The organism is Allobosea psychrotolerans (assembly GCF_002917105.1).
Lineage (GTDB): Bacteria > Pseudomonadota > Alphaproteobacteria > Rhizobiales > Beijerinckiaceae > Allobosea > Allobosea psychrotolerans.
Map to the genome: position 1 here is coordinate 141,342 of NZ_PQFZ01000012.1, position 24,538 is coordinate 165,879.

Annotated in this window: 21 protein-coding genes; 12 read left to right on the top strand and 9 right to left on the bottom strand. The window is 66.3% G+C overall.

The genetic code is table 11. The annotated features are described in order from the left end of the window. Positions 1–11: 11 nt before the first annotated feature. A complete protein-coding gene (locus tag CYD53_RS19675; protein ID WP_103719814.1) occupies positions 12–1,199 on the bottom strand; it encodes a trans-sulfuration enzyme family protein in 1,188 nt (395 codons plus the stop codon). 125 nt (positions 1,200–1,324) lie between these two features. On the opposite strand from CYD53_RS19675, the gene CYD53_RS19680 reads away from it, so the two are divergent. The 7 genes from CYD53_RS19680 to CYD53_RS19710 all read left to right on the top strand — a co-directional run bounded on the left by CYD53_RS19680 (position 1,325) and on the right by CYD53_RS19710 (position 7,429). After that, the gene (locus CYD53_RS19680; protein ID WP_103719815.1) at positions 1,325–2,515 is read left to right on the top strand and encodes a M20 metallopeptidase family protein; all 1,191 of its coding nucleotides are present in this window, start codon (positions 1,325–1,327) and stop codon (positions 2,513–2,515) included. Between the two features lie 40 nt (positions 2,516–2,555). Further along, entirely contained in the window at positions 2,556–3,419 is an 864-nt protein-coding gene (locus CYD53_RS19685; protein ID WP_181011944.1) for a transporter substrate-binding domain-containing protein, read from the top strand. Positions 3,420–3,441: 22 nt separating this feature from the next. Then, entirely contained in the window at positions 3,442–4,167 is a 726-nt protein-coding gene (locus CYD53_RS19690) for an ABC transporter permease (RefSeq protein ID WP_103719765.1), read from the top strand. Positions 4,168–4,171: 4 nt separating this feature from the next. Then, entirely contained in the window at positions 4,172–4,873 is a 702-nt protein-coding gene (locus CYD53_RS19695; RefSeq protein ID WP_103719766.1) for an ABC transporter permease, read from the top strand. Beyond that, positions 4,870–5,646 (top strand): ABC transporter ATP-binding protein, encoded by a 777-nt coding sequence (locus CYD53_RS19700; protein ID WP_103719767.1) that lies wholly within the window; start codon positions 4,870–4,872, stop codon positions 5,644–5,646. The genes CYD53_RS19695 and CYD53_RS19700 overlap by 4 nt, the downstream gene beginning before the upstream one ends. Positions 5,647–5,681: 35 nt before the next feature. Beyond that, a complete protein-coding gene (locus tag CYD53_RS19705; RefSeq protein WP_103719768.1) occupies positions 5,682–6,374 on the top strand; it encodes a GntR family transcriptional regulator in 693 nt (230 codons plus the stop codon). A 137-nt stretch (positions 6,375–6,511) separates the two neighbouring features. Beyond that, a complete protein-coding gene (locus CYD53_RS19710; RefSeq protein ID WP_103719769.1) occupies positions 6,512–7,429 on the top strand; it encodes a homocysteine S-methyltransferase family protein in 918 nt (305 codons plus the stop codon). 19 nt (positions 7,430–7,448) lie between these two features. Here CYD53_RS19710 and CYD53_RS19715 read toward each other — a convergent pair whose 3' ends face one another. Genes CYD53_RS19715 through CYD53_RS19725 form a run of 3 tightly spaced genes read right to left on the bottom strand, consistent with a single transcriptional unit; the run spans position 7,449 to position 12,723 of the window. Further along, the gene (locus tag CYD53_RS19715; RefSeq protein WP_103719770.1) at positions 7,449–10,538 is read right to left on the bottom strand and encodes an efflux RND transporter permease subunit; all 3,090 of its coding nucleotides are present in this window, start codon (positions 10,536–10,538) and stop codon (positions 7,449–7,451) included. After that, positions 10,535–11,635, bottom strand: a complete 1,101-nt coding sequence (locus CYD53_RS19720) for an efflux RND transporter periplasmic adaptor subunit (RefSeq protein ID WP_103719771.1) — start codon at positions 11,633–11,635, stop codon at positions 10,535–10,537. The genes CYD53_RS19715 and CYD53_RS19720 overlap by 4 nt, the downstream gene beginning before the upstream one ends. Continuing rightward, a complete protein-coding gene (locus tag CYD53_RS19725) occupies positions 11,632–12,723 on the bottom strand; it encodes an efflux RND transporter periplasmic adaptor subunit (RefSeq protein WP_245928338.1) in 1,092 nt (363 codons plus the stop codon). Before CYD53_RS19725 ends, CYD53_RS19720 begins: the two co-directional genes overlap by 4 nt. Before the next feature lie 438 nt (positions 12,724–13,161). Between CYD53_RS19725 and CYD53_RS19730 the strand changes: the two genes are divergently transcribed. After that, complete coding sequence (locus tag CYD53_RS19730; protein WP_181011945.1) at positions 13,162–13,803, top strand: TetR/AcrR family transcriptional regulator; 642 nt, start codon at positions 13,162–13,164, stop codon at positions 13,801–13,803. Between the two features lie 31 nt (positions 13,804–13,834). On the opposite strand, the gene CYD53_RS19735 is transcribed toward CYD53_RS19730, so the two are convergent. The 4 genes from CYD53_RS19735 to CYD53_RS19750 form a co-directional block, all read right to left on the bottom strand. After that, positions 13,835–15,082, bottom strand: a complete 1,248-nt coding sequence (locus tag CYD53_RS19735) for an amidohydrolase family protein (protein ID WP_103719774.1) — start codon at positions 15,080–15,082, stop codon at positions 13,835–13,837. Positions 15,083–15,162: 80 nt separating this feature from the next. Next, on the bottom strand, positions 15,163–16,770 hold the full coding sequence (locus CYD53_RS19740; protein ID WP_181011946.1) for an ABC transporter substrate-binding protein: 1,608 nt from the start codon (positions 16,768–16,770) through the stop codon (positions 15,163–15,165). 39 nt (positions 16,771–16,809) lie between these two features. Then, a complete protein-coding gene (locus CYD53_RS19745; protein WP_103719776.1) occupies positions 16,810–17,724 on the bottom strand; it encodes an ABC transporter permease in 915 nt (304 codons plus the stop codon). A 15-nt stretch (positions 17,725–17,739) separates the two neighbouring features. Then, complete coding sequence (locus CYD53_RS19750; RefSeq protein ID WP_103719777.1) at positions 17,740–18,663, bottom strand: ABC transporter permease; 924 nt, start codon at positions 18,661–18,663, stop codon at positions 17,740–17,742. 237 nt (positions 18,664–18,900) lie between these two features. On the opposite strand from CYD53_RS19750, the gene CYD53_RS19755 reads away from it, so the two are divergent. Further along, on the top strand, positions 18,901–19,869 hold the full coding sequence (locus CYD53_RS19755) for a GntR family transcriptional regulator (RefSeq protein WP_103719778.1): 969 nt from the start codon (positions 18,901–18,903) through the stop codon (positions 19,867–19,869). Positions 19,870–19,899: 30 nt separating this feature from the next. On the opposite strand, the gene CYD53_RS19760 is transcribed toward CYD53_RS19755, so the two are convergent. Continuing rightward, positions 19,900–20,289, bottom strand: coding sequence for a cupin domain-containing protein (locus tag CYD53_RS19760; RefSeq protein WP_103719779.1), 390 nt, complete (start codon positions 20,287–20,289; stop codon positions 19,900–19,902). 286 nt (positions 20,290–20,575) lie between these two features. Between CYD53_RS19760 and CYD53_RS19765 the strand changes: the two genes are divergently transcribed. Genes CYD53_RS19765 through CYD53_RS19775 form a run of 3 tightly spaced genes read left to right on the top strand, consistent with a single transcriptional unit; the run spans position 20,576 to position 24,325 of the window. Then, positions 20,576–21,325, top strand: a complete 750-nt coding sequence (locus CYD53_RS19765) for a gluconate 2-dehydrogenase subunit 3 family protein (RefSeq protein ID WP_103719780.1) — start codon at positions 20,576–20,578, stop codon at positions 21,323–21,325. Between the two features lie 19 nt (positions 21,326–21,344). Beyond that, on the top strand, positions 21,345–23,108 hold the full coding sequence (locus CYD53_RS19770) for a GMC family oxidoreductase (RefSeq protein WP_103719781.1): 1,764 nt from the start codon (positions 21,345–21,347) through the stop codon (positions 23,106–23,108). Beyond that, positions 23,105–24,325, top strand: a complete 1,221-nt coding sequence (locus tag CYD53_RS19775) for a cytochrome c (RefSeq protein WP_103719782.1) — start codon at positions 23,105–23,107, stop codon at positions 24,323–24,325. The genes CYD53_RS19770 and CYD53_RS19775 overlap by 4 nt, the downstream gene beginning before the upstream one ends. Positions 24,326–24,538: the final 213 nt, after the last annotated feature.

Genomic DNA, 24,538 nt, shown 5'->3' on the forward strand with positions numbered 1-24,538 from the left:
CATCACTGCTTCTAGATCATCTCGGTCAAGCGCGTCTCCGCCATGCGGCGCATGCCGCTCAAAGCGCGCTGCAGATCGGCGATCAGGTCTTCCGCATGCTCCAGGCCGATCGAGAGCCGGATCAGCGTGTCCGGACACGTCGATCGCTCGCCCTCTGTGCTGCGCCGATGCTCGATCAGGCTCTCCGTCGAGCCCAGCGACGTCGAGCGGCGAAACACCGCTGTCCGCTCGCATAGGGCCAGCGCATCCGCCGGCGTGCCGGCGATCTCGAAGGACAGCATGCCGCCGAAGCCGCCCAGGAACTGCCGCCGCGCCAGCTCATGATGCGGGTCGCCGGGCAGGCCGGGATAATGCACCGCGCCGACCCCGGGATGCGCGGCCAGGGTCGTGGCGATCTTGAGTGCGGTCGCGCAGGCGCGCTCGACGCGCAAGGCGAGCGAGCGCATGCCGCGCAGCAGCAGCCAGGCCTCGAAGGGGGGAAGGATGCTGCCATGTGTTTCCCGGGAGGAGAGGATCTCCCGCCACGCCGTCCCGGTCTGCGCCGTGATGAGCGCGCCCGCGACGAGATCGCCATGGCCGTTCAGATATTTGGTCGCGGAATGCAGGACGAGATCGGCGCCGAAATCCAGCGGCCGGCACAGCACCGGCGTCGCGACCGTCGCGTCCACCAGGAGCTGCGCGCCGCCCTGATGCGCGATGGCCGCGAGCGCGGCGATATCCGGCACGCGCCAGAGCGGGTTGCTGGGACATTCCGCCCAGACCAGCCGCGTCTCGCCCGGGCGGATGGCTTGCCGCACCGCCTCCGGGCTGCACATATCCGCGCGGGTGACGCTCACGCCCCAGCGCTGGCCGAACGTCTCGATGATGGCGCCGAATTCATAATAGGCCGCCGAATCCAGTACGAGGTGATCGCCCGGACGCAGATTGGCGAGGACCGCCTGGGCCGCCGCCGAGCCGGAGCCGAAGACCGCAGCGGCGGCTCCGCCTTCGAGCTGGGCCAATACGCGCTCTGCGAGCGAGGCGCCGCTATTGCCGGAGCGCGCATAGCGCGAGGCGGTCGAACCGGTGCACAACCCCGCGCCGCCAGGCGGGACATACGTGACCGCTGGATGGATCGATGGCACGAGCCCTCCGGTCACGGGGTCCAGGTAATGGTCGAGTTGGGCCAGCACCGTGGCGGCGTGCATCGGAAGTCTCATCGTGCGGATCATTGCGCGCAGGATAGGCCGATATTGTCGATTGTCGATCCTCGATCATATTGCGAGAGGGGTCGATCTATGGCTAGATGCCGGCGCAATTTTCAAGAATGGCCTTGAGCGTGCTGATGTCCCACGATCGCCCGAACGAACTGACCCGCGCCATCGCCGACCAGGTGGAGGCGATCGAGCCGGCGCTCATCGCCCTGCGCCGCGATATCCACGCCCATCCCGAGATCGGCTTCGAGACGGTGCGGACGGCGGCGCTGGTCGCCTCGGAGCTGGAGCGGATCGGCCTGAAGCCGCAGCGCGGCGTCGGCCGCGTCGGCGTGGTCGCGGAGATCGAGGGCGGGTCACCCGGGCCGTGCCTGCTGATCCGCGCCGACATGGATGCCTTGCCGATGGAGGAGCTGACCGGCCTGCCCTTCGCCAGCACCATTCCCGGCAAGATGCACGCCTGTGGCCATGACATTCACACCGCCACCTTGCTTGGCGCGGGCATGGTGCTGAAGAACCTGGCGCCGATGCTGCGCGGCAGCGTCCGCCTCGTCTTCCAGCCTGCCGAGGAGACGGTCGAGAGCGGAGCAGCCGCGATGGTCGCCGACGGTGCCGCCGACGGCGTGGCGATGGCGCTCGCCTTCCACAACCGGCCGGAGATGCCGGTCGGTCGTTTCGGCTATGTCCGCGGCGCCTCGACAGCGTCGAGCGACGAGTTCGACGTCATCGTCCATGGCCGCTCGGGCCATGCCGCGCGCCCCCATGCGGCTGTCGATCCCATCGTCGCGGCCTCGGCCATGATCATGCAGCTGCAGACGGCGATTTCCCGCGTCATGGACCCCTCGCAGTCGGCGGTGCTGACGATCGGCCACATTGCCGGCGGCTCGACCCACAACATCATTCCTGACAGCTGCATGTTCCAGGGCACGGTCCGCTGCCGCTCGGCGGCCTCGCGCGACACGATGGAAACCACGTTCCGCCGCATCTGCGAGGGCGTCGGCGCGGCGATGGGCGTGACCTGCGAGATCTCCTATATCCGCGGCGCGCCTGCCCTGGTGAATGACGACGGCGTGGTCGATGCCGCGGTTCGCTCCGTCTCGGCCCAGTTCGGGGCGGACAGGATCGACCAGCTCGAGGGCCGCTTCGGTGCCGAGGATTTCTCCTATTTCTCCGAGCGCATCCCGTCCTGCCAGTTGCTGGTGGGCGCGTCCCAGCCCGGCCGCAACGACCGCGTGCACAACTCCGACTACCAGCCCGATGAGCGTTGCATCGGCCTGGGTGTCGCAGCGCTCGTGCGCACGGCCGTCGATGTCCTGTCGTGATGCCTATCCCTGTTCAAACCCCTTCGTTGGAGATTCCGGCGTGAAGATCACCCGTTCGTCTTTCCTCACCCTCGGCCTCGGTGCCGCCGCCGGACTCGTATTTGGCACCGCGCCTCGCAGCGCCAGCGCCAAGGAATGGAAGGTCATCCGCGTCGCCACCGAAGGCGCCTTTCCCCCCTACAACATGCATGCGCCCGATGGCCGCCTGATCGGCTTCGAGCCGGAGCTGCTGCAGGAATTGTCCGCGCGCATGAACATCAAATGCGAGATGATCGCCCAGGCCTGGGACGGCATGATCGCCGGGCTGACCGACGGCAAATACGACGCGATCATGGACGCGGTCTCGATCACGCCCAAGCGCCAGGAGGTCATCGCCTTCTCGACGCCTTATGCCGCGGCTCCGTCGGGCCTCGCCATCATGAAGGACGGCGCCATCAAGTCGCTGCCGGGCACCGGCACGCGGATCCAGCTGGCCGATGAGGCTGCGACGAAGGCGGCGGTCGAGGAGATGGCCAAGCCGCTCGCCGGCAAGACCATCGGCGTCCAGGTTGCGACGATCCAGAACGACTTCCTGACCAGATACCTCAAGGACGTCGTCACCATCCGCACCTATTCGTCCGGGCCCGACACCTTCCTCGATCTGAAGAGCGGGCGCGTCGACGCGGTGATGGCCTCGGCGATCAACCTCAACGCCTCCGCCAAGAAGTCGAATGGCGAGATGATCGCCTCCGGCTATGTCTTCGCCGGCGGCCTGCTCGGGCAGGGCTCGGCGGTCGGGCTGCGCAAGAGCGATCCCGAGTTGAAGGAACTCTTCGACAAGGCGCTGAAATCCGTGGCGGAAGACGGCACGCTGAAGCGCCTCGCGCTGAAATGGTTCGAGATCGACATCACGCCCGCGCTCTGACGCAGCGGACGATACGGCGCAGATGGGCGAGGCGTTCACCCTGCTCGGTTTCGGTCCCGAAGGCTGGGGACACGCTTTGCTGACCGCGGGGCTGACGACGCTTGCCGTCTCGGCCTGCGCCTTCGCCTGCGGGCTCGTCCTGGGCACGCTCTGCGCCTGGGCCAAGATCGCAGGCCCCGCTGCGCTGCGTCGCGCCGCCGATATCTACGGCGTGGTGCTGCGCGGGATTCCGGATCTGCTGGTGATCTACCTGTTCTATTTCGGCGGCCGCCAGATCGTCACTGCGATCGCCAACCAGTTCGGCCATACCGGTCCCGTCGAGATCAGCGGCTTCGTCGCGGGCTCTCTCGCCATCGGGCTGATCTCCGGCGCGGCGCAGGCTGAGGTGCTGCGTGGCGCGTTCCATGCGATCCCATCGGGAACGCTGGAAGCTGCGCGGGTCACGGGCATGAGGCGCTGGACCATGTTCCGGCGCATCATCGCGCCGCAGGCGCTGCGAACGGCCCTGCCGGGCTTAGGCAATCAATGGCAGTCGGTGATCAAGGAATCGGCGCTCGTCTCGGTGACGGGCCTGGTCGAGACCTTGCGCGCCGTCAGCGTCGCGGCGAATTCGACGGAACTGCCCTTCCTGTTCTTCCTGGCCGGCGGCGCGATCTATCTTGCGATCACCACGGTCTCGGGGCTCGTCTTCCGCATCGCGGAATGGCGGGCCATGCGCGGCCAGCCGGCCATGCGGGTGGGGGGCTAGCGGCGTGGATCTCGCTTTCATCGCCGCGGTGTTTCCGAAGCTGCTGGCAGGCCTGCCGCTGACGCTGAGCCTTGCGGTGCTGTCCCTGAGCGGTGGCGCCATCCTCGCGCTCCTGCTCTCGGGCCTGCGGGCCTCGTCCTGGCTCGGCGCGCAGTTTGCGAATTTCTACGTCTACATCTTTCGCGGCACGCCACTGCTGATCCAGATCTTCCTGATCTATTACGGGCTCGCCCAGTTTCCGGCGCTGCGGCATTCGCTGCTCTGGCCGCTCCTGCGCGAGCCTTATGTCTGCGCTGTCCTGGCGCTCATGCTGAACGACGCCGCCTACACCTCGGAGATCCTGCGCGGCGGTCTGCGCGCCGTGTCGAGCGGGGCGATCGAGGCCGCCAAGGTCGCCGGCATGTCGCGCCCGACCATGCTGCGCCGCATCGTCCTGCCGCTGGCCTTCCGCCAGGCGCTGCCCGCCTATGGGGCGGAGGTGACCAGCATGGTCAAGGCGACCTCGCTCGCCAGCGTCGTGACCTTGATGGAGGTGACGGGCCTTGCCCGGGCCGAGGTCTCGCAGAGCTATCGCGCGATCGAGGTCTTCCTCTGCGCGGCGGTGATCTATCTCGTGCTCGTCACCTTGATCACGCGCCTCGTCCACTGGCTGGAAGACCGGCTTTCGACCCATCGCAGCCCCGCCCTCGACCGGAGCCCGGCATGAATCCGACTACGGTCCGACTCACCAATATCCATAAGAGCTTCGGCAGGCAGGAGGTGCTGCGCGGCATCGATCTCGAGGCTCGCGACGGCGACGTCATCTCGATCATCGGCTCCAGCGGCTCGGGCAAGAGCACCTTGCTGCGCTGCATCCCCTTCCTCGAGATTCCCGATCAGGGCGAGGTCACGGTCGGGGACGAGACGATTGTCCTGACCGGCGCGGGGCACCGGTTCTCGCGTGCGGAGAGGCAGAAGATCCGCCGGTTGCGCGGGCAGATCGGCTTCGTGTTCCAGAGCTTCAATCTCTGGCCGCATATGACCGCGCTGCAGAATGTCATGGAAGTGCCGCTGCATGTGCAGGGCAGGCCCCGCGCGGAATGCCGCGAGGAGGCCGAGGCCATGCTCGCCAAGGTCGGCCTGGCGGATAAGCGCGATGCCTGGCCGGCGCATCTCTCCGGCGGCCAGCAGCAGCGCGTGGCGATCGCCCGGGCGCTGGCGAGCCGGCCCCGCGCCTTGCTCTTCGACGAGCCGACTTCGGCGCTCGATCCCGAACTGGTGGGCGAGGTCCTGCGCGTCATCCGCGCCTTGGCCGAGGAGGGGCGCACCATGCTGATCGTGACGCATGAGATGGCCTTCGCACGCGAGGTCTCCAGCCACGCCATTTATCTGCATGAGGGCCGCATCGAGGAGGCGGGCCCGCCGCAGCAGGTCTTCCTCGATCCGGTTTCCGAGCGCTGTCGCCGTTTCGTCCGGGGCCAGGCCGGTCCTGTCGATTGAACTGCAGGTCCCGTCGATTGAACTGAAGGTGCGCCGTGTCGTCCGATCCCCACCTCTCACTGCCCATCGAGCGGCTGAGTCTGGCCGACATCGCCACGCTGCGCCTCCAGGAGGACATCGTGCGCGGCCGGCTTGCTCCCGGCGAGACGCTGACCGAGGTCGCGCTCTCCAACCGGCTGGGCGTCGGCCGGGGCACGATCCGCACGGCGCTGTTCGCCCTGGAGGGCAACGAGCTCGTCGTGCGCGCGCCATATTCCAATTGGCGGGTGGCGCCGCTGAACGCGCAGGTCATATGGGAGATCTATACGCTGCGCGAGGCGCTGGAGGGCCTGGCCGCACGCATCGTGGCGGAGCGCTCGACGCAAGCCGCAGCGCAGCGCCTGCGGGAGGCTTTCGCAAGGCTCGGGCCTGCGGAAGCGGAGCCGCTGGATCAGCGCGTGGCCGCCGATCTCGATCTGCATCGCGCCATCGTCGAGCTGACCGGGCACCAGCATCTGATCCACCGATACGCCGCCCTGTCCGCCAAGATGGAGTGGCTCTATCGCTGGTCGGAGGAGCACTGGCCGCAGCGCTATCCGCTGGAGGAAAGCCATCGCCCCCTGGTCGAGGCCCTCCTGAGCGGCTCGCCGCTCCAGGCCGAAGCCGCCGTGCGGCAGCATATCGCCGTCAGCCTCGAAGAGGACCTGAAGGGATATGCCGCGCTCGAAGCCAGGCGCTCCGCGCGCTGAAATCCCCTTGATCACGTCGCATCCGGACGGTTCCGTCCGAATGCGACGTGATCGATTCTCAAAGTTTAGAGCATTGCTCCAGCGAAGAACCGGTACCCACTTTTTCGCGCAAGGCTCTATCGGATCGGAAGAGTGAGATGACGACGAGCCTTGGTGTAACCGTGCTGGATGGCGGCATGGGGCGGGAGCTGGAGCGCATGGGCGCGCCGTTCCGCCAGCCCGAATGGTCGGCGCTGGCCCTGATGGAGGCGCCCGACACGGTGCTCGCGGCGCATCGCTCGTTCATCGCCAGCGGGGCGCAGATCGTCACCACCAACAGCTATGCGCTGGTGCCGTTCCATATCGGGGAAGAGCGCTTCGTGCGTGACGGCGCGCGGCTGGCGGCGCTCGCCGGCAAGCTGGCGCGGCAGGCGGCCGATGAGGAGGTCGAACGGACGGGCCGCGTCATACGTGTCGCGGGCTCGCTGCCGCCCATGTTCGGATCCTATCAGCCGGAGCTGTTCGACGCCGCGCGTGCGCCGGTGATGCTCGATCGTCTGGTGCAGGCCCTGCTGCCGCATGTCGATCTCTTCCTGGCCGAGACCCAGAGCTGCATCGCGGAGGCCCTGGCGGCTTGCGCCGCGGTCGCCCCGACCGGACGGCCGATCTGGGTTTCGTTCACGCTGCAGGACGACGAGATCAACCGGACCGAGGCCCGGCTGCGCTCGGGCGAAGCCGTGGCCGATGCGATCGCCGCGGTCAGGCAGGCGGGTGCGCAAGCGGTGCTGTTCAACTGCAGCCGGCCCGAGGTGATGGGGCCTGCCGTCGATATCGCCGCGCAGGTGCTCGGCGGCAGCGATATCGCGATCGGCGTCTACGCTAACGCCTTCCCGGAGAAGACGGGCGAGGCGGCAGCCAATGAAGGCATCTCGGCGCTGCGCGAGGATGTCGCTCCGCAACGCTATCTCGGCTGGGCCCAGGACTGGCGCCGCCGCGGCGCCAGGATCATCGGGGGCTGCTGCGGGATCGGGCCGGACTATATCTGCGCCATTCACAAGGGATTGAAGGCGGAGTGAGGCGGCCGGGTGCCCGCGCTCAGCCGGCAGCGGTGGGGTGGGCCGTCTCGGTCGACGCTCCCGGCTCGCCGCTCGGCTCCTTCAGCCGGAACCAGGCGACATAGAGCGCCGGCAGGAACAGCAGCGTCAGCACCGTTCCGACGATGATGCCGCCCATCATGGCGTAGGCCATCGGCCCCCAGAAGACCTCGCGCGCGAGCGGGATCAGCGCGAGGCTGGCGGCGGCGGCGGTGAGCAGGATCGGCCGCATGCGGTGCTCGGTCGCCTCGACCACGGCGGTCCAGCCATCTCGGCCCTCCTCCCGCAGATGCTCGATCTGGACGACGAGGATGACCGAGTTGCGGATCAGGATGCCGATCAGCGCCAGCACGCCCAGAATGGCGACGAAGCCGAGCGGTGCACCGCTTGGCACCAGTGCCGAGACCACGCCGATCAGCCCCAGCGGCGCCACGACGACGACCAGGAACAAGCGCTGGAAGCTCTGCAGCTGGATCATCAGGATCGTGGCCATGGCGAAGAGCATGACGGGCACGATGGCGACGATCGGTCCCTGGCCCTTGGCGCTTTCCTCGACCGCACCGCCGGTGGCGATTTTGTAGCCCGCCGGCAGCGTCGAGATGATCTCGCGCAGGCTCGGTTCGAGCGCCTTGACCACGGTCGCCGGCTGCAACGCGGTGATGACGTTGGCCTTGACCGTCACCGTCGGCAGGCGGCCGCGCCGCCAGACCACGGGCTGCTCGGATTCGTAGCGGAAATTGGCGATCGCCGCGAGCGGGACCGTTTTGCCGGCACTGCTCTGAACCTGCAGGTTCTGCAGCGTGTCGATCGAGGAACGTTCGGCGTCGCGCGCCCGGCCCATGACATTGATCAGGTAGATGCTGTCGCGCACCTGCGTCGTGGTCGCGCCGCTGACGACGCCGTTCAGGGCGGTCGCGATCGTCTCCGAGGTGATGCCGAGCTGGGCCGCCTTGTCTTGCAGCACGTCGACCTTCACGACACGGCCGGGCTCGTTCCAGTCATAGACGATATCGCCCAGGTCCTTGTTCTGCCCGATCGTGCTGGCGACTTTCTGCGCCAGAGCGCGCACTGTCTGGATGTCGGGCCCGCTGATCCGGTACTGGATCGGGCGCCCGACCGGGGGACCGATGTCGAGCAGATGGACGAAGGCGTCCGTACCGACGAAATCGCGGGCGAGAATGGCCTTAAGCTTGGGGCGCAGGCGTTCGCGCGCGGCGATGTCCTTGGTCACGATGACGATCTGCCCGAAGTTCGGGCTCGACGGCTGGACGTCGTAGGACAGCACGAAGCGCACCGCGCCCTGGCCGACATAGGACGACCAATGCTCGATATCGGGCTCGCCGATGAGGGCCAGCTTCTCGAAACGGTCCATCTGGTCGCGCGTCTGCGTGATCGAGGCGTTCTGCGGGACGGTCCAGTCGATGATCAGCTCGCGCCGGTCGGAGGACGGAAAGAACTGTTCCTGGACGAAGCGCATACCGCCGACCGAAAGGACAAACAGCGCTACCGTCGCCGCGATCGTCAGCCATTTCCAGCGCACGCAGGCGCGCAGGAGTCGGTTGAAGGCGCGGGTCAGCCGTCCCGGTCCTTCGTGATGCTGCTTCATCGTCTTGGGCAGCAGCGTGACGCCGAGCAGCGGCGCAAACAGCACCGCGACCACCCAGGAGACGAGCAGCGACACGGCGATGACGACGAAGAGCGTGAAGGTGAACTCGCCCGCGGCGCTGCCGTTGAGGCCGACCGGAATGAAGCTCGCCACCGTCACCAGCGTGCCGGTGAGCATCGGAAAGGCCGTCGAGGTGTAGACATAGGTCGCGGCCTTCTGGAGCGTGTCGCCGACTTCGAGCCGCGCCACCATCATCTCGACCGCGATCATGGCGTCGTCGACGAGCAAGCCGAGCGCGATGATCAGCGCGCCAAGCGAGATGCGCTGCAGCGAGATGCCGCTGAGCTCCATGAAGACGAAGGTGATGGCGAGCACAAGCGGGATCGTCAGCGCCACCACGAAGCCGGCGCGCGCGCCTAGGCTGAGGAAGCTGACGATGAGCACGATCGCGACCGCCTCGGCCAGCGCCTTGGTGAAGCCGCCGACCGCCTCTTCGACGATCGCGGGTTGGTCCGAGACCAGATGCACGCCGACGCCGATCGGCAGCTCCGCCTCGATCTTGTTCATCTCCGCCTTCAGCGCCTCGCCGAAATGGAGCAGGTTGGCGTTGGGCTTCATGCCGATGGCGAGCCCGATCGCCGGCTGCCCGCCGACGCGGAACAGCGCTGACGGCGGATCGGCATAGCCGCGGCTGATGCTGGCGACGTCGCCAAGCCGGAAGAAGCGGTCGTTGATGCGCAGATTGATCGCGCGCAGGCTGTCTTCGGAGGTGAACTGGCCGCCGACGCGCACGCTGATGCGCTCGCCCTTGGCCTCGATCGTGCCAGATGGCGAGATCGCGTTCTGCGCCTTCAGCGTGTCGACGACCATCTGCTGGGTGATGCCCAGCGCCGCGATCTCGCGCGTCGAGAATTCGAGATAGATGACCTCGTCCTGCGCGCCGATGAGATCGACCTTGCCGACATTGGGGACTGTCAGGACCTTGGCGCGGACATCCTCGACATAGTCGCGCAATTGCCGCTGGCTCAGCCCGTCCGATGTAAAGGCGTAGACATTGCCGTAAACGTCGCCGAAATTGTCGTTGAAGAAGGGCCCGACGATGCCGTCGGGAAACTGCCCCTTGATGTCCGCGATCATGTTGCGGATCTTGACCCAGATCGCCGGGATGTCCTTGGCCTTGGTCGTGTCCTTGAGGTTGACGAAGATCGTCGTCTGCCCCGGCATGTTGAGGCTCTTGGCGTAGTCGAAGCTGTCGAGCTCCTCGAGCTTCTTCTCGATCCGGTCGGTGACCTGGCTGATCGTGTCCTCGACGGTGGCGCCCGGCCAGCGCGCCTGGATGATCATCGTCTTGATGGTGAAGTCAGGGTCCTCGGCCCGGCCGAGGTTGAAATATGAGAACAGGCCCATGACCGAAGCCACGATCATGAAATACCAGATGAGCGAGCGGTGCTGCAGCGCCCAGTCGGAGAGGTTGAAGCTCTTCACCGGGTAGTCCTCTCATCGATCTTGTCGGCCTGGATCTTGACGACCTGTCCCTCGGACAGGCTGTTCACGCCTGCGACGACAAGGCGGGCGCCGGCCTCCAATCCGCCGGCGATCCGGGCGCTGCGTCCATTGCGCTCCGCGACCTGGACCGGCACTGTCTTCACGGTCTTCGCGGCGGTGTCGACGATCCAGACACGCGTTGCGCCGTCGCGCTCGAGCAGCGCCGAGAGCGGCACATTGATCGTCGAAGCCGTCGCCTCCAAGGGCGTCGCCGTCACCGTCGCGCCGAGGCGGAAGGCCTCGCTGGCCTGCTCGAGCGTGACCTTGATCCGCCGGGTCCGGGTCGCGGCGTCGGCCTGCGGCGCGATTTCGCGGACTTTCCCGTTGGCCTTGATCAGCGGATCGGCCTGGAGATGAACCTCGAATGGTGCGCCTGCTGCCAGGAGTTGTGCGCGATCGTCGGGAAGATCGACCACGGCTTCGCGAATATCGGTCCGGGCGAGCGAAACCACGCGCTTGCCGGCGGCGACCATTTGCCCGACCTCGGCGTCGGTCGTGGTCACCACGCCGTCGATATCGGCGCTGAGCGTGGTGTAGCCGAGCTGCTCGCGGGCCTTCGCCAGGCCGGCCTCGGCCTGCTGCACCGCGGCGTCGGCCGCTTCCTTGGCCTGCTGCGCGCTGTCGAAATCCGCCTGGTTCGAGACCTGCCGCCCGAGCAGGATCGAGATCCGGCTTTCGGCGGCGGTGGCGTTGGCGAGCTGCGCGCGCGCCTTCACCAGATCGGCTTCGGCGGTGCGGACCGCAAGCGCAAGGATGAAGGGGTCGAGCTGGGCCAGGTTCTGCCCGGCCTTGACGAGATCGCCGACATTGACGTTGCGCGCGATCAGGCGCCCCAGCACCCGGAAGCCCAGTTCCGTCTGATATTGCGGCTGGATCGTGCCGGCGAAGCCGATCATCTTGTCGCTATTGGGCTTCACGACGATCGACAGCACGGGGCGCGCAGGCGGCGCCGCTTTCGTGTTCGAGTTTGTCTCGGAATTGCAGCCCGCGAGCGCCAGGGCGGCTCCGACGGCAGCGAATGTGGCGATGTGTTTCATCCTGCATTCCCCACCCTGGCCGGCAGGAACGCCGTCGGTTGCTGCTCGGTGGGCGCGACGATCTGGCCCGGCCTGAGCAGCTGCGCCCCGCCGGTGACCACGATATCACCGGCGCTCAATCCGCTGGCGATCAGCACTTCGCCGGTCCGGTAGATGTCGATGACGACGGGCTTGAGCGAGACGGCGCGGCTTTTCGGATCGACCACCCAGACTGCCGCCTTGCCTCCCTGCGTGAAGAATGCCGTCCATGGCAGCGCGAAGACATCCCTGGGCTGGAAATGGCCGACCCCGGAGACGGCGGCGCCGAGCGTCATCTCCGGCGGCGGCTGATCGAGGCCGATCTTGACCCTCACCGAGCCGGTCGCGGGGTCGACGACCGGCGCGACCTCTCGCACCGTGCCTGCGACCTTGATGGCAGGGTTCGAGATCAAGGCGATCTCGACATTGCCGTCGGCCGGCTTCTGCACGAGAAGCGCCTCATAGACGTCGAAAACCGCATCGCGCGCGCCGTCCCGGGCGACGGTGAAGACGGCTTGCGCCGCCTCGACGACTTGCCCCACCTCGGCATTGCGCGCGGTGATGATGCCGGGCGCTTCGGCGCGCAGGGCCGTGTAGGAGAGCTGGTCCTGTGCGGTGGCGAGATTGGCCTTCGCGCTGTCGAGCGACGCTTGTGCTGCCCGATAGGCTTCATTCGCATTGTCGTAGCTGCGCTGCGTCGTATAGCCGTTGGCGAGCAGCGACTTCTGCCGCTCGAAGGTGGCGCTCGCCTGGCGCAACGTCGCCTCGGCGGCTTGCACGCTCGCCGTCGCCGAATCCGTGTCGGCCTTTTGCTCGGTGGTCTCGAGCGTGGCCAGAACCTGGCCGGCCACGACGCGGTCCCCGACATCGACGCTGCGCGTCGCGATGCGGCCGGCGAAGCGGAAGGACAGATCGCTCTGGATGCGGGCCTTGATCTCGCCGGTGAGCGAAACGGTTTGGGCGCGCGGTGAGAGCTTGGCCGTTTGTGTCAGCACGGCCAATGGCGGTTGCGCATCAACCGGCGCGGAATCCTGGCAGCCGGCGAGCGCCAGCAGCGCAAAGAGGCCCAAACCGGACCCGGCGCCGCGCCGCGGTCGCCATAGAGCATTGCGCGAAAAAGTGGGCACCGGTTTTTCGCGTGAGCAATGCTCTAAACTCTGGGAATCGATCACGTTTTTCACATTCGGACGTTTCAGTCCGAATGCGACGTGATCGAGTGCATTGCGCGAAAAAGTGGGTACCGGTTGTTCGCCGGAGCATTGCTCTAAACTCTTGGAATCGATCACGTGTTTCGCATTCGGATGTTTCCGTCCGAATGCGACGTGATCGAGCCTGCCTTCTCGAGACTGTGTCATCGAACACTCTCTAAACTAAACAGTTCAGTTTATTTCGTTGACGGATGCCCTGCGCCCTGTCACGAGTCAAGAGGAAACTAAACGGTACAGTTCAAAAAGGGGCAAAACGGCATGACGCCAGGCACCCGCAATACCAATCCGCCGGAAGGTGACATGAAAAATGTCGAGGCGCGACACGATCGCCGCAGCCGGAAGGTGGAGCAGATCCTGGTCGCGGCCTGCGATCTGTTTCTCGAATACGGCTTCGACGCCGTCACCATGGACATGGTCACGCGGGGCTCCGGCGTCTCCAAGGCGACGCTCTATGTTCATTTCGCCAATAAGGAAGCCTTGTTCGAGGCCGTGCTGACCGATGAAGCCAAGCGCGTCACCGACACGATCTGGCTCTCCGATGTCGAGGTTGACGATGTCCCGACGGCGCTCCGCCGCGTCGCCGGGAACTTCATCGACATTTTCACGGCCTCGCGATGCGTGCAGTTGTGGCGCGCGGCTATCGGGGCGGTCCCGCGTTTTCCAGGGATCGGTCGCGTCGTGTTCGAGGCTGGGCCAGTGGTGGTGACGGAAAGGCTCGCGCGCTTCTTCACCCTGGCCGATGAAAAGGGGCTCCTCGATGTCCCCAATCCACCCCTGGCCGCGCGCCAATTCGTGAGCATCGTCCGGGGCGATCTCGACGTCAGGGGGATGCTGTCTCTGGAACTGCCTCCGAAGGCCGAAATCGAGGAGCAGATCGAGGAGGGGATCGCGCTCTTTCTGGCGCGCTATGAGCGCTGCGACGGCATGAGCCGCCGCTCGTAACGCGATCCCAGCTGGACGGGCGGGAACGTTCTCAGGTCGCGACGCGGTCCAGGCGCCGTTTCGGCTGTCCGCCCTGCATGACGAAGCGGATATCGCGCAGCGCCCCGAGATCGTCGAGCGGGTTGCCGCGAACGACGATTGCATCGGCGGCGAGGCCCGGCGCCAGCCTGCCGACCTGATCGTCGATGCCGATGACCGTCGCGGCCAGGCCCGTGCCGGCAATGATCGCCTCCATGGCGCTCATGCCGCCCTGATGCATCAGCGCCAGCTCCAGCGGCAGATCGTCGATTGCCGTGAAGCGCCAGCCCGCATCGGTGCCGGCGACGAATGTCACGCCCGCCTCGCGCAGCTTGCGGAACTGGTCGAGATTGGCGGCGAAGGTCTTGCGCCACCGCGCCAGGAACGCCTCCTCGCTTGGCGTGCGCTCCTCCTTGGCGAGCATTGCCCTGAGCACGGCTCCGCCGACCGCCAGCGTGCTGGTCACGGGAATGCCCGATCGCGCGAGGCGCTCGGCCACGGCCGGGTCGTAGGACTGGTTGCCCTTGCCGTCGGTGATGAAGCCGGCATGTTCGATCTGGTCGAAGCCGGCCGCAACGACATCGTCGATCGAGGCCGCACACAGGCAATGCGCGGTGATCTTGCGGTCGCTGCGATGTGCTTCGTCGACCATGACGGCAAGCTCCCTGGGCGTGAAGGAGGGCTTCCAGGATTGCGTGTTCAGCGTTCCGCCGCCGCTCGCCATCACCTTGATGAAATCCGCGCCCAGCTTCGCCATCTCGCGGACCTTGCGGCGCAGGCCGTCCTCGCCATCCGCCTCGCCGCCGAAATACCAGGTATGGCCGCCGGTGATGGTGATGGGTTGGCCGCAGGCGAGCACACGCGCGCCGTCGCCATGGCCGAGCTCCAGCGCCCGGCGCAGATGGATCGCCGTGCCGTTGAGCGCTCCGACATCGCGCACCGTCGTGATGCCTGCTGCGAGCGCCTTGCCGACGGCGAAGGTCGAGGTCGCCATCAGCACGCCCTCGGGCTCGCGCATCGCCACTTCGAGCGTGGTGCCGTCACCGGGCAGGTTGAGATGGACATGGGTGTCGATCAGCCCGGGCAGGATGGTGCAGCCGGGGAAATCGAGGATCTCGGCCTTCTCCGTCGAGAGCCCGTCCGGGATGCCTCCGGCATGGACGGCCACGACCCTGCCCTGCTCGACCACGAGCACGGCGTCTTGCACGGGCGCCGCGCCGGTTCCATCGATGAGCCTGTCGGCCCGAATGAGCGTCGTCACTGGCGAACTCCTGTCTCGTCATGTCGGGTCATCCGGGCGCGATCAGCTTGCTCGCGCCCGGATTCTGAGTTTCCGGGCACTCAGTCGGCCAGCGAGGCCGCGCCGAGATATTCGAAGCCGCCGCCCGTATAGGTCACGCCGGTCAGCTTCTTCGTCGTCATCACGAGGTCGATGTTCTGGCGGATCGGCAGCATGACGGCCTGGTCCATCAGGATCTTCTGGACCTCATGATAGATCGTCAGGCGCTTGGCGGGGTCGCGCTCCTGCTGGCCGTCCTTGAACAGGGCGGTCAGCTTGGGGTCGGAGAAATGGCTCCAGTTGAAGTACTGGCCGGGCGTGAACCAGGTCTGCAGCGCGTCGGGATCGACGCCGATATACTGCAGCGGCGTCAGCGACATATCGCCGTTGATATTGGCCGCGAGCCAGGCCGGCGAGGCGAGCTGCTGGACATTCACCTCCATGCCGATTTTCTGCAGATAGCCCTGCATCGCCTGGGCAAGCAGCGGATAGGAGGTCGAGGTCGAGATCGCGGTCACGGTCAGCGTCAGGCGCTTGCCGCCCTTCTCCCAGAACCCGTTCACCTTGGTCCAGCCGCCCTCCTTGAGCACGGCCTCGGCCTTGGCCGGGTCATAGGAATAGACGCTTTCGAGCGCGGCATCGTAGCCGATCATGCTGGGTTGCAGCGGCGTCAGGCTCGGCGGGAAGGCGCCGGCCTCGGCGAGCTGGATCACGCCCTTCTTGTCGATCGCGTAATGGATCGCCTTGCGGACGGCGAGATCGTCGGTCGGGAACCTGCTCGCATTGATCGGCGCGAAGATGCCGAGCCCGGTGATCGGAACCGGGATCGCCGTGTACCTGTCCATCTTCTGGAAGGCATTCCAGTAGACGCCGGGCGTCTGCTGCATCATCTGCGACTGGCCGCTCTGGAACTGGCTGACCCGCGCCTGCGGGTTCGGCACGATCTGGAACAGCACCTGCGCGATATCGGGCGGGCCTTTGTGGGAGAGCACCGAGGGACCCCAGTTGTAGTCCTCGTTGCGCTTGAGGATCAGGCTCTGATTGGGCTCGTAGCTGACGAAGGAGAACGGGCCGGTCCCGGTCGGGTGCAGGCCGAGATCCTTGCCGTATTCGGCCATCGCCTTGGGCGACTGCATGCCGAGATAGGGCACGCCGAGCTGCCCCAGGAAGGGCGCGTAGGGTGTCTCGCAACTGAATTCGACGGTGTATTTGGCGGTTGCGGTCGCCGTCTTGCAGGGGCCGAGCAGGCCGATCGAGACCTTGGACTGGGTGCTCCTGTCGGTGATGTATTTGATGTTGGCGACGACGGCCTCGGCATCGAAGGGCGTGCCGTCATGGAACTTCACATCCTCGCGCAGCGTGAAGCTATAGGTCTTGCCGTCCTCCGAGATCGTCCATTTGGTCGCCAGATGCGGCACGATCTTGAAATCGGGCGTCAGCCAGATCAGCGTGTCGAAGATGTTGGCCAGGAGCGGGCCGACATTGCGCGCGCCGGTCGTGGCCGGGTTGAGCGTGTCGATCGGCTCGGCCCAGCCGACCGTGAGCTTGGCCTGCTTGTTCGGGGCGGCCGATTGCGCCTGGAGCGCGCTTGCTCCGAAGGCCAGGCTGCAGGCGGCGAGAAGGCTCGCGAGCGCCGTCTTCATTCCGGTGTTGCGCCGTCGTTCACTCATCTCATCTCTCCAATCGTGAGGCATGCCAATCGTGGGGTATCAGCTGCGGTCGAGCGTCGGATCGAGTTCGTCCCTGAGCCCGTCGCCGATCAGGTTCACGCTGACGACGAACAGGGACAGGAACAGGCCGGGGAACACGGTGATCCACCAGGCGAGCGTGATGTAGTTCTGGCCGTCATTCAGGATGGCGCCGAGCTCGGGCGTCGGCGGCTGCACGCCGAGCCCGATGAAACCGAGAGCCGTGATCCAGAGTGCGGCGATGCCGAGCCAGGTGGTGGTCAGCACGATGACGCCGGACATCACATTGGGCAGGATGTGGCGGGATATGATCCGGAAGGGGGAGGCCCCGCCGCAAAGCGCGGCCTCGACGAAGGGCAGGTTGCGGACCTCGACGGTCGCCCCTTCCACCAGCCGGGCGAAGACCGGGACGAGGATCACCGCGATCGCGATGACGCCGTTGACCAGGCCCGGCCCCAGGATCGCCGTGACGGTCAGGGCGAGCAGGATGCCGGGGAAGGCCAGCAGCAGGTCGTTGAGGCGCATGATGACGAAGCCGATCGCGCCGCCGAAATAGCCGGCAACCAGGCCGGTCACGGTGCCGAAGAGGGCTCCGAGCACCACCACCGCAAGGCTCGCCAGCATGGTCGTGCGCGCACCGAACAGGACGCGGGCGAGGAGGTCGCGGCCGAAGGCGTCGGTTCCCATCGGATAGGCCAGGGAGGGCGGCGTGAAGGTCGCCATCGGATCCTGCATGGTCGGGTCGATCGAGGTCAGCAGGGGAGCGAAGAACGCAGCCAGCGTCAGGACGGTGCAGATCAGCAGGCCGGTCGACAGGCTGCGATGACGCAGCGCACGCAGAATGGCCCGCCGCCGCGACCAGGCCGACGGCGCTGCGGCGACGGGGTCGCCCTGGCCGGCGGGAAGCGTTGCTGCGGTTGAGGCGAGGTCCGGCATGGCTTGCGATCCCAGCTAGCGATTGGCGACGCGCGGATCGAGCACGGGGTAGAGCATGTCGACGATGAAGTTCGCGACGGCGTAGATGATGGCGATGATCAGGATGATGGCCTGAACGGTCATGTAATCCTTCGCCAGGATGCCCTGGATCAGCAGGCGTCCGACGCCGGGGCGCGAGAACACGGTTTCGACGATGACCGAGCCCGAAAGCAGCTGGCCGACCTGAAGGCCGGTGATGGTCAGGATCGGCAGAAGCGCATTGCGCATCACATGCCTGGCGAAGACCTTGAACTCCGGCACGCCCTTGGCCCGGGCGGTGGTGACGTGATTTTGTGACAGCGCCGCGATGATGCTCGAACGCACGAAGCGGGCGTTGAAGCCCAATGATCCGAGTGCCAGCGTGACGGCTGGCAGCACGAGCCCCTTCAGCGAGGTGCCGCCGACGACGTCGAAGATCGGCCAGGTCACGGCGAAGGCGAGGATCAGGAGCAGCCCCAGCCAGAAGCTCGGGACCGACATGCAGACCAGGGCGAGCCCCATGCTGGCGGTGTCGGCCGATTGGTTGCGCTTCAGGGCCGCGAATATGCCGAGCGCGGTGCCGCCGCTGAGCGACAGCGTCAGCGCGGCGAGCGTGAGCTGGATCGTGGCCGGAAAGCTGGAGGCGAGCAGTGAGCTCACGCTCTGCTGGTTGGCGTAGGAATAGCCGAAATCGCCCCGCAGCACATGGCCGATCCAGACGAAATACTGCAGGTGCAGGGGCTGGGTCAGGCCGAGCTGTTCGCGCAGGCGCTCGATCAGCGCCTTGTCTCCCGCGCTCGTGCCGAGCATGGCCACGACCGGATCGCCCGGTATCAATCGGATGATCAGGAAGGCGATGACACTGATGCCGAATGCCAGCGCCACGATCGCGGCGAGGCGCTTCAGGACATATCCGCTCACGAGGCCGAAGCCGTTCGCGCCGCGGCCGCCGAAGGCTGCCGAGGGGCGTGGATTCTGGCGGACGGGCGGGCCGAGCGTAACATCGTACTAGAACACTCCCATGGCCGGCAAAGCGGTGTCAATCGCGTGCGGGTTGCATCGCCCGGCTCGGAGGCGCGAATGCCCGGTGGCTTGTCAGGGCTGCTGGCCAGTGTACCTGCTATATCAAACTAGAACACTCGATCGAGGCAGGTGGGCATGGAATTCAAGATCGATCGCGACCTGCCGATTTCGATCCGTCAGCAGCTCAAGGGGTTGATAGAATACGGCATCGCCTGCGGCGATCTCGCTGTCGGCGAAGCCTTGCCGTCAGTCCGCGACCTGGCCGCGAGGGTCGGCGTCGCCCCGATGACGGTGAGCCAGGTCTATGGCGATCTGAAGGGGCTCGGACTCATCGAGACGCGCGCCGGAGCCGGTACCAACGTGGCCGGGAGCAGCCAGGCCCGTCTTGCCGGAAGGCCTGACCTGATGACGCTTCATCGCCGCATCGATGCGTTGATCGACGAGGGGATGGCGCTGGGCCTGCGCGCCTCCGACCTCGCCTCGTTGATCCATGCTCGGCTGGCCTCGCGGGCCAGGCTCGGGCGCAGCGCCAGCGTTGTCATGGTTGGCCTGTTCGCTGGGCCGACGGCGCGCTACGCCCATGCCATCGCGGCGCGCCTCGGGCAGGGCGCCACGGTGGAGCCGATGACGATCGATGCGATCCAGCGCGATCGCGCGGTTCAGGCGCGCGCGGCCTCGGCCGATCTCGTCGTTACCTTCGTCAACCGGCACCGCGAGGTCGCCAGCATCCTGCCGGGCGCGCGCGTGGTCTCGATCCGCTTCATCCCCTCGGAGGAGACCAGGCGTGCGCTCGCCTCAATCGACCCGATGGCGCGTGTGCTCCTGGTGGCGCGGTTTCCCGAATTCCTGCCGATCATGAAGGCGGGCGTGCAGCGCTTCGCCCCCCATGTCTCCAACCTGCGCTCGGCGGGAGCCGGCTCAGGCGATGCGCCCCTGGCTCATGACGATGCGGATGTCATCGTCTTCGCCTCGGGCACGGACTCGGTGCTGAGCGGTCTCAGGGCTTCGGTCCGCGCGATCGAATACATTCACATCCCGGAGCCGGGCGATATCGACCGTCTCATCGTTCCGCTCATCCAGGACGCCGCGTCGAAAGCGAAGTAGGCTAAGCGCCCAATCGCACGCAGGGAGGCGTCACGCATCCTCCGGCACATAACGCCGCGACAATTCGTTGCGATCGTCATAGGACGCTTCGAAAATGGCGGCGGCCAAGGTCGCGCGCACGCGCAGAATGCCGGTGCCGACATTCTTGAAGCCGTGGCGGGCGCCGGCGGGGATCAGTACGGACTGGTTGGCCGTCACGATCATGCTCTCATTGCGCAGGTAGATTTCGGCCGTACCCTCGAAAACCTCAAGCACCTCCTCGACCGCATGAAGATGCATCGGGGCTCCCAGGCCTGGATCGCAAAACTGCTCGAAGATGCATAGCTGCTTGCTCTGCACCGTTGCCGAGACCCGCATCAGGGTCATCACGCCGTCGCGCCATTTTTCCAGGGGCTGGGTATTGTGATCGAAAACTTGCATTGGAATGCCTTACATCCTTCGTGATGGCTTGCTTCGCAATTGCTTGAGCCGGCCCGGTGTTGCGTCGAGACAAGCCGATCGCCCCTCATGTCTCAGCATATGACGCGCAGCGATGGAAGAGGGCCGCCAGCATGCTCGGCCGCTCCCTTGGGCTTGCCCCATGCATCCTGCGGATGGCGGTACCGCTCTGATCGGATGTTGATTGTTCTCAATCAAAAGTAGAGCTTCGCCTGGTTAGCAGTGGCTGCGGCTTGTCCGACCAGCGATGCGGACAGTCGAGGCCGGCATGACATCATCCACACCGTTTCGCCCCAGTCGCCGCGGTTTCCTGTCTTCGACAGGCATGACCTTGCTCGTGGCCTCCATCGCAGGGGCGAAGGCGGCCGAGCACTCCGGAACCTTGCCTTGGAAACCGTTCGCGGCGCTGCCTCCGCAGCCGCTGCCCGGCGGGCGCTGGTACGTCTTCACAGCCGACGAGGCGCGCATGGTCGAGGCCATCGTCGACCGCCTGATTCCGGCCGACGATCTCAGCATCGGCGGCAAGGAGGCCGGCTGCGCTACTTTCATCGACCGCCAGCTTGCCGGCAGCTACGGCTCGTCGGAGCGGCTCTATACGCAAGGCCCGTTCCTGCCCGGCCTGCCGACGCAGGGCTATCAGGGCGCCGAGGCGCCGGTGGCACGCTACCGCGCCGGGCTTGCCGCGCTGGCGCAGCATGTCCGATCTCAATTTGCCGGCAAGGCTTTCGCCGATCTCGCTCCCGCCGACCAGGACAAGGTGCTGGCCGATTTCGACGCCGGCAAGGTCGCCTATCCCGCCGCCGCCGGCTTCTTCAACCTGCTGCTGCAGAACTCGATGGAAGGCTTCTTCGCCGACCCGATCTATGGCGGCAACAAGGACATGGCGGGCTGGAAGCTGCTCGGCTTCCCCGGCGCCCGCTACGATTACCGCGACTATGTCACGGCCCATAACCAGCCCTTCCCTCTGCCGCCGCTGTCGATCGCCGGGCGGCCGGAGTGGAAGGTCGGCAGCAAGTAACCGGCAGGATCAGGCACGCATGGTGAGGAAACTGCCCCGCAAGGATGTCGTCATCGTCGGCCTTGGCTGGACCGGCGCGATCCTGGCGCATGAATTGACGGATGCCGGGCTCGATGTCGTCGCGATCGAGCGCGGACCCTGGCGCGATACCGCGACCGATTTCAACGTCGCCTATGCGCCGGACGAATTGCGCTACGCCATCCGCAAGGACCTGTTCCTGCAGCCGGCGCAGGAAGCGATGACGATGCGCAACAACATCTCGCAGACGGCGCTGCCGATGCGCGACTACGGCTCGTTCCTGCCGGGCACCGGGGTCGGCGGCGCGGGCACGCACTGGAACGGCCACACCTGGCGCTTCTTCCCGAGCGATTTCGTCCTGAAGACGCATCTGACCGAGCGCTATGGCGCGAGCCGCATCGCCGATCTGACGGTGCAGGATTGGGGCGTGACCTATGACGAGCTCGAGAATGCGTTCGACCGCTTCGAATATCTCGCCGGCATCTCCGGCAAGGCCGGCAATCTGAACGGCAGGATCGAGGCCGGCGGCAATCCTTTCGAGGGGCCGCGCAGCCGGGAATATCCGCTGCCGCCGATGCAGATGACCTATGCGCCGACGCTGTTTGCGGAAGCCGCCCGCTCGATCGGCCTGCATCCCTTCCCGACGCCTTCGGCCAATCTTTCCAAGGCCTATGTCAATCCGCTCGGCATCGCGATGGGGCAGTGCACCTTCTGCGGCTTCTGCGAGCGTTTCGGCTGCGCCAATTATTCGAAATCCAGCGCCCACACCACGATCCTGCCGGTGCTGATGCGCAAGTCGAATTTCGAGGCGCGCACGGAATGCGAGGTGCTCAAGGTCGATCTTGCATCCGACGGCAAGACGGCCAAGGGCGTGACCTATGTCGACGTCACCGGCGAACTCTGCGAGCAGCCCGCCGATATCGTGCTGCTCAACGCCTACGGCCTGCACAATGTCCGGCTGATGCTGCTCTCCAAGATCGGCACGCCCTATGACCCCGCGACCGGCACGGGCACGGTCGGGTGCAACTATGCCTATCAGACCAACGCCTCGACCCAGGTCTTCTTCGAGGGCAAGAACTTCAACCCCTTCATCGCGGCGGGCGCGCTCGGCCAGACGGTCGACGACTACAATGGCGATGCCTTCGACCATGCCGCTCTCGACTTCGTCGGCGGCGCCGGCATCAACTGCATCCCGACCAATGGCCGGCCGATCGCCTACCGGCCGACGCCGCCGGGCACGCCGCGCTGGGGCAGCGCCTGGAAGAAGGCGGCCAAGGAGAATTACGGGAATACGCTGACCTTCAGCTCGCAGGGCTCGTCCTATGCCGCGCGCGGCAATTATCTTGACCTCGACCCGACCTATAAGGACCGCTTCGGCCGGCCCTTGCTGCGCGTCACCTTCGATTTCCCCGACAACGACATCCGCATGTCGAACTGGGTCAGCGACCGCATGCAGCAGATCGCGACCACGCTCGGCGGCAAGCAGGCGGTGGTCGGCCGGGCGCGCAAGGGCTGGAACTCCGTGCCCTATCAGAGCACGCACAACACCGGCGGCGCGATCATGGGGACGGATCCCAACACCAGCGCGGTCAACCGCCATCTGCAGAGCTGGGACGTGCCCAATGTCTTCGTCGTCGGCGCCTCGGCCTTCCCGCAGAACGCCGGCAAGAACCCGACCGGCCCTGTCGGCGCGCTCGCCTTCTGGGCTGCGGATGCGATCCGCAACCACTATCTGAAGAACCCCGGCAAGCTGGTGCAGGCATGAAGAAGGCAGCGCTTCTCGCCGGCGTCATCGCAGCCGCTCTCGTCAGCGCGAGCGGCTTCGCCTCCGACCTGTTCGACCGCATCAATGCGGGCCGCTACAAGGCCGTCCTGGCCGATTGCGCCGCCTGCCACACGAAGCCGGGCGGGCGGCCCTTCGCCGGCGGGGCGCCGCTCGACACGCCCTTCGGCAAGCTGATCCCATCGAACATCACGCCCGATCGCGAGACCGGCATCGGCAATTGGAGCTATGCCGATTTTCGCGGTGCGCTGAAGGAGGGCGTCGGCAAGGGCGGCAAGCGGCTCTATCCGGCGATGCCCTATCCGGCCTATTCCACGATGACGGAGGCCGATATCGCCGATCTCTGGGCCTATTTGCAGAAGATCGAGCCGGTCAGCAACCGCGTTGTCTCGAACCAGTTGCCCTTTCCGTTCAGCATCCGCACGGTGATGATCGGCTGGAACCTGCTGAATTTCTCGCCCAGCGAGTTCAAGCCCGACCCGGCCAAGTCAGCCGAATGGAATCGCGGCGCCTATCTCCTCAACGGCCCGGCGCATTGCGGCACCTGCCATACGCCCAAGAGCCTGCTCGGCGCCGACAAGACCGACCAGTTCCTGCGGGCTGGGAACCTGCAGAGCTGGGTCGCGCCCGACATCACCAATGACGCCCATAAGGGCATCGGCGGCTGGGCGGCCGAGGATATCGTCGCCTATCTGAAGACGGGAGCGAACCGCTTCGACATCGCGTCTGGCCCGATGGCCGAGGTCGTCGCGAACTCGACGCAATATTGGACCGATGCCGATCTGAACGCGGTCGCGACCTATCTCAAGGACATCAAGGGGGCAGGCACCGCCCCGCCGCGGCCGCTCGATGCCGGCGATCCCCTGATGCTGGCCGGCAAGGCCGTCTTCACCGACCGTTGCTCGGCCTGCCATGTCAGCTCGGGTGAGGGCGCACCCTTCCTGTTCCCGAAACTGGCCAAGGCGCCGGTGGTCAACGGCGATGACCCGACCTCGCTGATCCGGGTCGTGCTCGAGGGCAGCCAGGCCGGAAGTACCAAGGCAAGGCCCACGACCCCGGCGATGCCGTCCTTCGCCTGGAATCTGGGCGATGCCGAGGTTGCGAGCGTTCTCAGCTATGTCCGCAACAGCTGGGGCAACGCCGCCCCGGCGGTGACGCCGGCCCAGGTCAAGGACATGCGCGCGAAGCTCGCGCGCTAGATCTGCGGACCCGGAATCTGATGGTGCATCCGCGCCCTGACGATTCAGGAGGATGTACCATCAGAATCCGGGATCGCACGCTCAGCTCATCTTGCGCTAGCGCATGATGATTGAGCCGGAGAATCCCCACTGAAGGGATGGATCATCGCAAGGGGCGGATGTATCGCCGCGCTGTGAAGGCGAATGCGCCGTGAGACCCTGCGAAGTTACGAC